Raw genomic sequence first — 12,447 nt, 5'->3', positions numbered from 1 at the left:
AAATTCCTTTTTCCATGTACTGATCTGAGTAGGATGAAGATCATACTTTTGGGCTAATTCTGTAGTAGTCTGTAAATCCTTGATGGCTTCTAAAGCTACTTTGGCTTTAAATTCTGAGGTGAATTTTCTTTTACTTTTCATAACACTGCAATTTACTTAATTATTAATTTAGATTGCAGTCCGTTTTGATGGGGTAACTATACTGTTCATAAACAAAATCATCTATCGACTTAATTAATATGGTATTATTAAGATTATTTTCAGCTAAGAAGTATAACTTTCTTAATGAATAAATATAACCTTTTTTACCTTCTAAGTTCTCAAAAATGAATTTAGGTGCTTCTTTTACAGTTTTTATTTCCTCTGTCTTGTTATTTCTTATTGATGCCATTTCTTCTAATCTTTTAAAGTTCTTAATTGAGGTGTTACTTCTTCATCCGCTTTAATCCTAGCATTTAAACCAAAGTACTTCATGATATCGCTTCCATTACCTTGAATATCATTAAACACAAACTTGGTATCAAATGGGAGGTATTTAAAGAAGGAGGCAAATGCGCCTATTCCTACGGCAGAAAGATTGTTCAAATCAAATTTCATATAGAATGTAGAATGATCATCTTCCAAATCTTTTAAAGTGATATTTTTAATCTTGTTACCTCTACCTACAATATACAATTGTGCATTAGAGTTATTCTGGAGATTCTTCCAATCATTTGGGGTAAAATAAATCATTCCGCTTTTAGCGGATTTCACTACCAGAGGGATATCTTTCCCATTTAGAGTTACCCCATTAACAGTTGAATAATTAGATATCCAATTACTTACATCATAGCCTTTTTCCTTAAGATATTCTTTTACTTGTGCTTTTGCTTCTTCAGCATAAGATGCTCTGTAATTTGTTTCGAAATCACCAAACATTAAATGAGCATCACCACTTTCTATAATAGAATTATCTCCAACTGTTTGAGATCTAGTCACATGGTTTTGCTCCTTTAATAAGGCATATCCTTCTCTGAATATTTTATTAATAATGTTTTTAGACTTCTCAATGAGTAAGGATATTATTTCATACTCCTCTGTATTAGAATCAAATGCTTTCAATTCTTCTTCTAATAAAGAGTCTATGTCTTTAATACTATCTTGAGAGATAAATATTCTTTCGGATTCTGTATCTAATAAAATTGAATCCACTTTTTGAGTAAAAAATATTGTTTCTTCAACAGTATAATCCAATGGTATTTTATTGATTATTGGAATAATATTATAGGTCACTTCATTATCAGAATTCAATAGTTCAACTATTGGGTCAACTTCATCTGATATTTCCTCCTCTAATTTTGTTATATTATAATTTGAATCAATATCTGGTATAGCTTCATTAAAAGCGTCTTTCCAATTCTTTGGATAATAGTTTAAGTCTATTAATGGCTTATTGTTTTGTAGGCAGTACTGAAAGAAAGCTAAAGTAATTTGATGATCATAACCTTCTGAATCATACAAAATATCTTCTTCCTGATTGTCTAGCAACTGTAAAATTATTTCTTCTTCAGTAATTTCATCAACATACATGAAGGGTGAATTATCAGTTGGCTCAATATTTTCAAAAAGAATTTGTACAATTTCTAACTGTGAATCAGACTCTAACTTAATATTCTGTTCTTTAATCCAAATTAAAGTATTCATAATGTCATCATCTGAAAAATCAGATAAGTCTACCAATTCGTCAATTTCATCATCATTTAGGATTGCTTCTCTGATTTTACTCAACAGATTGTTATCACTTCTAAACCCAAGAGTACATAAAAATTCTATTTTACTTTTATTACTTCCAATCCACTCTTGAATAAACTCAGGGATCAACTCAACAGGTAAAGCAAAATCACTAAAACTATATTGGGATGGGAGACAACCAAAAACTTTTTCTAAAATTTCTTTTTGAGACTCTGCTATATTTTGAATATTGACATCTCCATATTCTTTTTGATAATTTTCATATAAAAATTCAAGAAAGCTTGTTACACTTTCTTCAGAATATTCTTGTATATGTTCTACTGAAAAGATCTCAATCCCCTTACTCGATATTTTTGGAGTATCTAATATATAAGTTGAGCTTATAAATTGCTGACTATTTAATGAGGAATGTAGAATATACTTAGATTCCAAAAATTCTAGTGGTTCAGAATAAAACCCTTCATTAACTTTACGATAAGTACCATCATTCGCTAAAATATCCCAAGCACCCCAATCTATATTTTCACCGAGATTTTCTCCTTTAATTAAAAAGCTTAATATGCTTTTATTACTAATTTTAGTCTCTGGAATTTGCTCATATATATGTAACCAATCAGATTCTTGACCTATTCTAAATAATTGACGAATTAAGTCTCTATCACTTACTGCAAGAGTAATCAAGTTATTCACATATTCTTCAACTAAAGTAGACACCTCATCTTTTTCTATACCTAAATCACTAATTGAAATTCCTTGGAAAATATTAGACGATGTAACCTCTTTTAATTGTATCAAATTAGAGTTTACATTTAAGGATATTTTATTAGAAAGTTTTTCAATTTCTTCTTCAGATAAGTCTATAGATTTTACAAGGTTTATTAAATTCTCACCTACCTTTAAGTCATCAAAATCTATAGTTAAAGATTGAATGGCCTTTAAAGTTTGAAGAGTTGGTCCTTTACTTCCTTCATCAAGTAATGCAGGAGCCCATAAAGAAAGGTCTATTTCACCACTCTTATTTTGGATTAAGTAATTGAAAAGCTCGGTGTTTTTAAGAAGCTCTTTAGCTCTATTATAATGATTAAAAGTTTCAGGTAATAGAATTAAGTTACTTGAAGTATTTTGAACTAAATTTTGAATACTTTGATATTCAGAAAAATATTGCTGTTTTAATTTATCACGAACAGATAACTTATAACTACTAGAGTCCTTCTGAAATACAAAGTGGCTAAAAATAGAATTCCCATTGTTACTGTAAGCAACTACTACTGTTTCAAGCTGATCGTAGGAAAGAGTTATTTCTCCAATATCAGAAATAACTGAAGTTAGAGTCCTATAATCTTGTCTTTGAAAAAGACTCTTCTGAAGATAAGAAAGTGTCTTGTACTTTGGTATTTGGTAATCATTACTTGAAATTAGACCTTCAAATAATTGATAACTTGATTTATCTTTAAAAGCTAAACTAGGATCAAACACAACCTGTTCAGGTTTAACAAATGTGTTACTTGTTGTAAAAATGATAGGCAGTTGTGAAATATCACTTTTATTTGTACTTCTATCATACACATCTAACAAGCTATCATACAAGTTCAAAATCTCTGACTTATCGAAGTCAGTTATCATTTTGCTCCAATACTTCTTATAGATCTCCTCGTATTGATTTTCTTTCTTTACCAAATAACTTTGTGTTGTAGCATTCAATTCCTCATTAGAAATTGAAATACTTCTGCTCCAATTATCTGATTTGTTGTTATTATCAATTAAAGAATCTAATGAAGAAAAGTTCCCGTTCCTATTTTTGAAAATCACTAACGATCCTATTGCCTGAGAGCCAATATTTGAAAGTAATTTTAAATTTTTTATTACCTCAAGTTTATCAGTAATGGTCAAATTCTGTGGAGCATTTTCTATGATTGCTTTTAAATTTCCAAAGTAAACTTTATCATTCTCAAGATGATTAAAATGGTGTTTAATTGTAGTAAAACAACTCATAGAATCATCAAAGAAAATAGATGCTACTTTCACACCACATTTTTCTAAAATTGGAGCTAAGTTTTTCGAATCGTTTCTTAAGAGAATATAGTTATCATCATTGATAATCTGTCGAATAGATAATAACTCTTGATCGAAACTAATAAATTTAAGATCAACAATATTTTTAATATCACTCCAGTTTTCTTCAATAAGCTCTTCTTGAATAGTACTCAAGTAACTCGTACTATTTCTCTTTACCCATGCATTAACTTTATCTATATCATTCGTATTGTCTACTATGTCAATTAAAGACCATTTTTCTAAATTCGTCTTCTTTGATTTCTTGCTTACAGATACAACTTCTTTATTATCATCTTTAGTCCAGTAAAACCAATCATAATTTTCTAAACCTACATCACTTAAGAGTATAGGTAACGTAGTGCCTTTAATTTTAGTAAATTGTGATGGAAGAAAACTCTTTCCTTGTGTCGGTACATTATTTAATGAATAATCATGAAGTTTATCGTATAAATATTTATTCTCCCATGTATTATCACCATCAGCTGGGTTAGAAAATAAGATATTGGCAAAAATGTTTGTATAGGTATTGAAATCACTCTTTTGAAACTTATCTAAGTCTTTTATCATATACTTAGAAATCAGGCTAAATAGCTTTTGGCTAATTTCACTATCATGACCTTTTCTTCTATTGGTTTCAATATTGAAAACATTACAATGGAAAATAAAGCTTAAGGAAGTACAATCATCTTCAATTGGGAAGTATTTATAAAAGTTTGTATTTCCAATAATGCCATTATCTTCCTTTAGTTCTTTATTATACCCATATTGGAATTTAATGGGATATAATTTATCTCTATCCTCTTCAAAAGCTATTTCTTTAAAATCAGGATCGTCAGTTTCAATAGTATGTTTGTGAAATTCAAGATTTGGACTTTCATCTATCCTACTACCATTTACATTAATATTCTTAAGTGACTTTAAGAAATAAATTGAATTTTGAATTCTATCAAAAAACTTCTCTTCTGCATCTTCCAATAATTGATGTTTGCCCTCTCCTAACTTAATAAAGAACATTGTACCTTGAGATAGCTCATCCCAATCTGGAATTTTTGATTTACATTCAATTAGGTAATCTTTAAATTCATTCAGTTCATCTAAAGAATATAAGCACCTATCATTGTAATCAATATCTTTTATTGTTTCATTTGGTAAAGCAGGAAAGTTTGTGATTAATATTTTTAATAACCATGCGGCGTCATCATCAAGGTCATCCGAAAGATTATTTCCTTGAAACGTTTGAGATGTAAAATCATTTAATTGTTTCATTGAGGACCAGCTAAACATTTGTGGCCCTTTATAGTCGTTAAATAACTCATCCAAACCACTATTTTTTCCCACAAGACGATGCGTAAGTTTAAAACCCATTCCAAAGCGACCTATCTTATCAGGATCAGTTTCTTTATCGTCTGTTGTTTGCCCAACATTAATAATTGATTTTAAACCTTCTTTCTTGAAAATATCCCCATTGTTAATTGCTAAGAAATATTTTTCATTATAGAACATGTAGAAATGTGTTGAATCTGAATCTGCTGCATTTTGAACAAATTCATAAATAGCTTGATTATCTTCTGCAACTTCAATAATTCCTCTAATATAGGATCTCTCTTTTTCTTTTATTCCATGATATAATGCAAAGAAACCTCTTTGTTTTTCATGTTTACATCCAATAAAATCAGGGTTATAATATTCATTATCTGTTGCTGGATCTGACTCTTTGACCCACTTTCGGAATGTTTTTAAGTTTTTATACATGATGAAGTAATTCTTGTTTGCTTATTATTTTGATTTCTTTCCTAAGTAATGAAAATAATAGTATCAATTTTAAGGTTTTGGAAAATAGAAATGGGAAATATTTCATATTAGGACATTTATTCATTAGAAGTGAAATCTATCCTTTCAAAAACTCAAGAATAAGAGACTGTAACTATTGGCCTCTTTCAGCTATTAATAATCTTTAGCAGTTGGTTCGAATTCTAATTTCTTCTTTTCATAATCCAAATAAATTTTCTCTAAATCTCCCCAGTTTAAAGTACATTTTTCAAACTGTTCTTCATCAATATTATATTCTTTAAAAAAATCTTCTTTATTTTTTAACATATCACTTTAAGAATAGACTGTAAATATTTTTTAGAAAGTAGGTAACTCCATGCCGTTGATTTCTTTGTAAAGCTGTAATGCATATAAATCTGTCATTCCAGAAACAAAGTCTAAGACTATTAAAATTTGCTTGTAAAGATCATTATAGTTACCCCATCAAAACGGACTGCAATCTAAATTAATAATTAAATAGATGGTAGTTTTATAAAAAGTAAAAGAAAATTCACCTCAAAATAAAGTCAAAGTAGCTTTAGAAGCCATCAAAGGTTTACTGACTACTACAGAATTAGCCCAAGAGTATGATCTTCATTCTACTCAGATCAGTACATGGAAAAAGGAATTTCTAGATGGTGCATCCAACATTTCCTACTTGCCTTATCCAAATGCAGAAGCTTTGTTCATAATAACTTTACATTGTATCAGCGATACTATCCAACGAACTTTTTTCAGATGCATAATTTGCTGTTATTTCTGTCGTATCTAGTTTTACGATAGTCAGACCGTATCCAATAATATTGCTTAAATCACCTAATTAAAAAACTGCTGTATTCATAAATTTTAATTCGTGAGCAAAAGCTCCACTTGCTCTATCAACACTGACAAGGAGGTGATAGAACATTTATTGTGTCCATTACAAATGATAAATTGGATGGAATAGAAAGCTGGTGATTGTATTACTGCTATTGATTGGGATGATTTTTTAGTACTAAGACATGATGATCCTTATGCGGATTGCTGTACGTATTGATTCTCCTGTCTTGTATCAAGGTGTGCAGTTAATGTCTTAAGCTTGCTTGCTTTTTGAAGGATGATATGAAGTTTCAAAAGCACAAAAAGAAAGAGATCGTTTCTGAAATGAAAGATCTTTTTGAGTTTTAAACGCTTCTGATAACGTTTTATTTTCAGACGTTTTCGATAAGACGTGTGTTTGTGATAGAAATTGTAAACATCAGGAGTGTCTGAGGCCCAGCAAATTTGACGACGGTCTGCATAGAGGCGATAAGGTCTTTTTCTTTTATATTTTTTGAATATGGATTTTTTCTTATTGCTACCTCCTGTTAGTTTTTTTCTGGCTACCGCCAAATGATGTGCATAGTGCGCTTTGTATTTTTTACCGCCTATCGAATTTCTTTTGAGTTCACGACATACTGTAGAATGAGCAACACCAAGTTTCCTAGCGATCTTACGACGGCTAAACTTCTGAATATTAAAGGTAAATTCTATGTATTCTCTATCTTGAAGTGTGAGATTCATCTTACGTTTTAATTGGTATTACTATTATAAGTACAAATTCAAAATTATCTAATACTAATTCTATTTATTGTTTTGCGATTACTTCCTTCAAAAAACTTTCAATAGAACCACTATTAATACGTTTTTTAGCGTTGTACTCACAAAAAATAAATTAGAATTAACTATCATTTATTATTGACTTTGTACTTATCATTCGGATTTTCTGCCGTATTAGTTCTGTTTTATCTCTGATTTAAGTTTATTTTAACCTTTTTGTTGTAAGTATTTGGTGAAAATGTGATCAGATATTCATAAAAGAAGGAAAATGAATCGAATTAAAGTGCTTGAACCACAATAAAAACACTTTATGGACCACAATCCTATATATTAATTTATCATTCTTAATCCTTCATTCAGTGTGCAATGACGTAAAAAGTAATAATCACGTTCTAATGTTTCTTTCACCAATACTTGATCAACATACAAAAGCAAATAACCTTGCTTTAAGCAGTAGTACAATTAAAATCGGAAGTTTTGAATTTTCTTTTTAACCTACTTGATGTTAGAATATCATCACGTAACTCGGCTATGCTCTTCTATTCTGTCTTGATTTGACTAAAAAAATAATAATCCAACTTATCCCAATTTCAATTGTACTACTGCTTACTATCCAATAGCAAAAACAGAAGACTACATTAAAATTCTCGAATGTAATCTGATTGTTCTTTATTAACTTTTCTTCCTAAGCCTTTTTTTATTCCCTAAGGTGAGGTATCAAAATCCTTATTAAATTTTTCAATAAAGGCTTTTTCTCGCTCTTGCATACGCTTGCTAAATTCAGCATAACTCACCTCATCATGCGGTATCGGGAATGACCATATTTTTACATCTCCTCCATAACCTTCAAGTATTCCAAGGTCTTTTTCCCTTATCAAATCATGATCTCTTAAAGTGGTAGGAATAACAAAACCACCCCTTTCAGCCCTCAACAAGTACATATATGTGATGATCTGATGCATATCATCTCTATCAGGTCTTTTCAGATCCAATTTCTTGTATTTCGCATCCAAAACAATATTCTCTTTATAGAAATCAGGATACCTTTTGACGCTTTTGTTCCCTTGGAAAACATAAACAGGATTCCCTCCACTTTTATTTTCAGGATGCTCAAAATCACACTGCTTCAAAAATGTATTTAAGTATTCTTCCCAAAGCCAAGCCCCATCAAATAAAACACCATAGACTTTATCTTTCTCCTCCCCATACTTCAAGCCCTCATGTCTTAATATCTGAAGGCAGATCTTATGAAGGTCTTTATACGCTGTAAAATAAGGGTGCGAGAAGGGTCTTCGGTTTTTATTGATGATCGTTCGTCTGTCCCTGATCGAATAACTAGGGGTATGTTGTATAATCTGATTTACACATTGCTCTATATCAAGGTCACTGCTCAAAATAGTGGACGAGTGATACTTTGTTTTGATCAACTCAATGGTATGACGGATAAGTTGTGTGATATCATTATCAAAACTATGTTCTCTAACCTTATAGGCAATACGACCTAAAAAGGGAATATTCTGTTTGATATGTCTATTCACATCAATTGCACCTTTTACATTTGCATCATTATAGTCTCTCCTCTGATATTCTTTGTACAATCCCTGATGAATTGCTTTTCTCAGATAATGAGGAAACATATAAATCAGGAAATCAAAAACGTTCTCCTTGCTTGTGCTGTGATCCAAATTAAATACATTGATAGAAAACACCTTCTGCAACATATAGTGCAAAAGGTAATCTTCATCATGTGTTCCAAACCTTGACCTAATCTTCAGTTCTGTAGCATTCACCCCCAAGAAGCCCATTATATTTCCCGTCTTCACCTCAAGGTGATTCAAGTCCAATACATTCGATGTTTCAATCTTCGCTTCATCATTATTGTTTCTGAAAACGAGAAGATCATGGTCTTGTCTCAGTAATTCATCAATAGACTTATTTGCTATCAACGACAGGTCCTCTACATGAATTTCATCAATGGTATCTCTGGAATTATCCCTGAACTTCTTCATCACTTACTGTTGGGTAGAACGCTTCTTTTAATGTCGCTAAAAGACCATCTGCATTAGGCATACCTCTTAAGTATTCAAATAATATCCCTTCAATATGATTCGCCCACAATTGATCAAAATCCCCATTGTAAAGACTTAACTTCAAATAATATGCAGGACCAACATGATAGGCTTCATTTAAGCCCGGCACCTCTTCAATCGCTTTATTCAGGGTCAATAAACTACTTCTCGCTTCATCTACCCATTCATCAATCTCTCCATCCCACATCTCCATTCGATCGGAAGCTTTGATCTCTTTCCATGCAAAACGTCTTCTCATCGCAAAATCAAACGACTCTACACTTCTATCAATATCGTTCATTGTACCAATGATGTACACATTCTCAGGAATATAGAAACCTTCTTTAAACACATCATCGTCTTCCTGTAAATTGGAATACTGCGTTTTCACCCTTCCTTTTACACCTCTATAACCTGGGTCTACAGAGTAAAACAACTCACCAAATACTTTAGATATTTCAGCACGGTTGATTTCATCGATGATGAATACATACTTATTTAACTCTTCCTTCTCAGTTACTTCTTGAGATGTTTCTAGAGCTATTTGTATCTCCCCTTTAAAAGCATGATAAAAAGTATATAAATAGGAATCCTGCTGATAGTTATGTTTCCTCTTGTAATACTTTCTGATATTAGAAACCTGTGCTAAGTCTTCCGAATCATCTAAAAGCAATTCTAGTAGCATCGTGAGGCTTATAGAAAGTTCAGAGGTTTTATCATTATCAGGTACACTTACTTTTATTGACTTTTCATCAAACTCTAATACAGAAAATGAGTTACCACCTTTCAAATTAAATGACCTTCCTATATTCATTGCATCTTCCAATAGGGCTTCAAGCTTAGATGCAGTTTGTTTTTCTCTGGAAACTTCCTCAGGTCTCTTACTACTTTCTATTTGATTGATCAGGGCAGTCTTACAAAATGATTTGAAAATACCATCCTTTAACTCAAAACCTAAATCATTCTGACTCTTTTTAATGGGCCTTAATCCTTCTACGAAATCAGTATAATCAAAGGAAGGATGAAACTGTACAAATTCCGTTTTAGCATCCATTACTTCAGCAATTTTTTTTGCCAAATAGGTCTTTCCAGTACCAGGAGCTCCTGTTAAGATTAAGTTTTTATTAGCTAATAATAATTCCGAACATTCGTCAATCAGTTCATTTGAAATCTCTTCCATAATTACACCATTGTTTTCAAAAAAATCATATAAAAACCAACCAAATAATGAGACATGCCATTCATGTTGGAAATTGACTTTTCGTTTACAAAAATCAACAAAATTAAAATTATCTAGTAACCAGTGATTCTCTATTGGAGGACAATCATCAAAATAAGGTTGTAAATTCTTGATCACTTTTTTTAGTCTACCATGATCTACTACAGTAGAAGCCACACCAGGTAACAATCCTGCTACAATTTTATTTGTACCAGCTCTTCTATGTTGTTTTGTGTGTCCTCTTAGTGATGCATCTAATGTATCATAAACTCTTTTGATTTCATTTCGATCACTGCTAACGGCTATTGTACGTATTTCTGGTTGAAACTCTGTAGACCAATTTGCTTTTATGCTATCATACTCATCATTTTTAAAATTACCTTGTTTTAAATTAGAAACACCATTGTCAGTAGTTTTCTTTACAAATCGATGTAACACTTCATCAGTCCATTGACCCATTCCTGCTTGCTCTAAGTACTCTTGTACATATCTCTGATATTCAGGAAACCATTTAGAATACACCCAATGTTGTTGCTCGATGGCCTGTTGGTAAAGTTCGTTTAAGTTCATTTCAAAAAATTATATTAGGTAAAAAGCTCAATATGTTTTTAAATAAATTGAGATTAAATCATTGAATTAATAAAATTATGGAGCACCTTTTTGATAGTTGCTTCTTGTTCATTAGTCAAAAGGTTTTTTAGCTCAACACCATAACTTGCCACTAATATAGCTGTTTTTATGTTTTATGGAATACAAAAAAGTAGTTATTGATTTATATTATGTTATCAGATAACGTAATTGCCAAAAACCAACACTAAAGTATTGTCTTCGTTACCAACCTTCAAGACTTCAGTCTTGATGAGGTTGCACTATCACCTGCCCATAGTTTTAACTATGGTGCACGAAACACGATACATTTTTCACAAAAGTGTAGGAAGTCAAAAATTGGGATCAAAAAATTCTTTAATGAATATTCTCCTGCCGATATCTCCTATTTCGAGAAATGTTATAAAGAAGGGCAAGCTGAAAAGAAGCTATAAATTACTTAAAAAATATCGTTGAAGTGCCTCCTCATCAGCCCATGACTTAAGTGAGAACTTAAACTGAATATTCCTAAAATGATAAAAAAAACCCTTACTTTCATTCTATTGAAATTAGTAAGGGGAAGGGGTATTAATAATTACCAAATTTGAATTATTCTAACAAGTAAAGAATATGCCTCAATCAGCTTTCTTTTATTTCTTTGCTCTCTTTGCTTTCTCTACTTTCTGTACACTAATATGTTTCATTCGATCACTCTCATTAGCTGGAGTCTCGTTTGTTACTTTTATATCGATATCATAAAAAGTTTCATTTGATTCAGTATTCTCTTCCCTTTTTAAAGTCCTATATGGAATAATAAGAACCTGAATGCTGCGTATTTCACTATCAATTAATCTTTTACTTTCATGTGAATAAATATCTTTATTATCTGCATTTCCACCTTTTATTGTTATGAAAGGATAGCCTGTTTTGGCATCTAAAATTTGCAACTCTATTACACCTTCACCTACTGATGGCCAAAATGATATATCAATATAATTTTTCCCAGTGGACGGCAAGGCAAATGTTCCATAATCTCTACTGTAAGCTGTAGAACTATCTACCGTTTTGTTAAGATCTTTCCAATTTTCTTTGGCTCCTTGATCTTCAGAAGTAATATGACAAACTTCATTTTTAATCACAGCTGACGATGTGCCTCCTCCATGATGACTTTGGAGAATAACTTTCTGACCAGTCATTTGAGATGTTATTTCTTTAGAAAAGTTATCATAACCTTTTATGTTATAACGAGTATCAATTCCATTACTAATTTCACCTAAACCATATTTTTTTATCCCTTCAATCTGTTTTTTCAAGTTTGTAATTTGATCTTCTAACCCTAGTGGGTTTAACTCTTTTAATCTTTTTATCTCCCCCTTTAACTCATTGATTTTTTCCTTTTCA

The 12,447-nt window shown here is 31.1% G+C and carries 9 protein-coding genes; all 9 read right to left on the bottom strand.

Annotated elements, in window-relative coordinates; genetic code table 11:
• Nucleotides 1-141 (bottom strand): transposase (locus AVL50_RS33865; protein WP_157491424.1); only part of this gene is annotated, 141 nt, incomplete at its 3' end.
• 22 nt (nt 142-163) lie between these two features.
• Complete coding sequence (locus tag AVL50_RS18340; protein ID WP_062617943.1) at nt 164-391, bottom strand: hypothetical protein; 228 nt, start codon at nt 389-391, stop codon at nt 164-166.
• A 5-nt stretch (nt 392-396) separates the two neighbouring features.
• Entirely contained in the window at nt 397-5,538 is a 5,142-nt protein-coding gene (locus tag AVL50_RS18335) for a sacsin N-terminal ATP-binding-like domain-containing protein (RefSeq protein WP_062617942.1), read from the bottom strand.
• Between the two features lie 192 nt (nt 5,539-5,730).
• Nucleotides 5,731-5,883: a hypothetical protein gene (locus tag AVL50_RS33060; RefSeq protein ID WP_157491423.1), complete on the bottom strand. Its 153-nt coding sequence runs from the start codon at nt 5,881-5,883 to the stop codon at nt 5,731-5,733.
• Nucleotides 5,884-5,913: 30 nt separating this feature from the next.
• Nucleotides 5,914-6,003, bottom strand: a complete 90-nt coding sequence (locus tag AVL50_RS33860; RefSeq protein WP_371259043.1) for a hypothetical protein — start codon at nt 6,001-6,003, stop codon at nt 5,914-5,916.
• 603 nt (nt 6,004-6,606) lie between these two features.
• Entirely contained in the window at nt 6,607-7,137 is a 531-nt protein-coding gene (locus AVL50_RS18325; RefSeq protein WP_062617940.1) for a helix-turn-helix domain-containing protein, read from the bottom strand.
• Nucleotides 7,138-7,877: 740 nt separating this feature from the next.
• On the bottom strand, nt 7,878-9,182 hold the full coding sequence (locus AVL50_RS18320; protein WP_062617939.1) for an McrC family protein: 1,305 nt from the start codon (nt 9,180-9,182) through the stop codon (nt 7,878-7,880).
• A complete protein-coding gene (locus tag AVL50_RS18315) occupies nt 9,163-11,031 on the bottom strand; it encodes an McrB family protein (RefSeq protein ID WP_062617938.1) in 1,869 nt (622 codons plus the stop codon). Before AVL50_RS18315 ends, AVL50_RS18320 begins: the two co-directional genes overlap by 20 nt.
• 665 nt (nt 11,032-11,696) lie before the next feature.
• Nucleotides 11,697-12,447 (bottom strand): hypothetical protein (locus tag AVL50_RS33400; protein WP_172826878.1); only part of this gene is annotated, 751 nt, incomplete at its 5' end.

Source organism: Flammeovirga sp. SJP92 (assembly GCF_001583495.1).
GTDB lineage: Bacteria > Bacteroidota > Bacteroidia > Cytophagales > Flammeovirgaceae > Flammeovirga.
The sequence above is the reverse complement of the archived record's forward strand: the minus strand, read 5'-3'. Positions and strand labels throughout refer to the sequence as shown.

What these genes read in the sequence shown, in the direction of transcription:
- AVL50_RS18340 (WP_062617943.1), bottom strand. Translation starts at nt 391, where the DNA reads ATGGCATCAATAAGAAATAACAAGACAGAGGAAATAAAAACTGTAAAA.
- AVL50_RS18335 (WP_062617942.1), bottom strand. Translation starts at nt 5,538, where the DNA reads ATGTATAAAAACTTAAAAACATTCCGAAAGTGGGTCAAAGAGTCAGAT.
- AVL50_RS33060 (WP_157491423.1), bottom strand. Translation starts at nt 5,883, where the DNA reads ATGTTAAAAAATAAAGAAGATTTTTTTAAAGAATATAATATTGATGAA.
- AVL50_RS18325 (WP_062617940.1), bottom strand. Translation starts at nt 7,137, where the DNA reads ATGAATCTCACACTTCAAGATAGAGAATACATAGAATTTACCTTTAAT.
- AVL50_RS18320 (WP_062617939.1), bottom strand. Translation starts at nt 9,182, where the DNA reads ATGAAGAAGTTCAGGGATAATTCCAGAGATACCATTGATGAAATTCAT.
- AVL50_RS18315 (WP_062617938.1), bottom strand. Translation starts at nt 11,031, where the DNA reads ATGAACTTAAACGAACTTTACCAACAGGCCATCGAGCAACAACATTGG.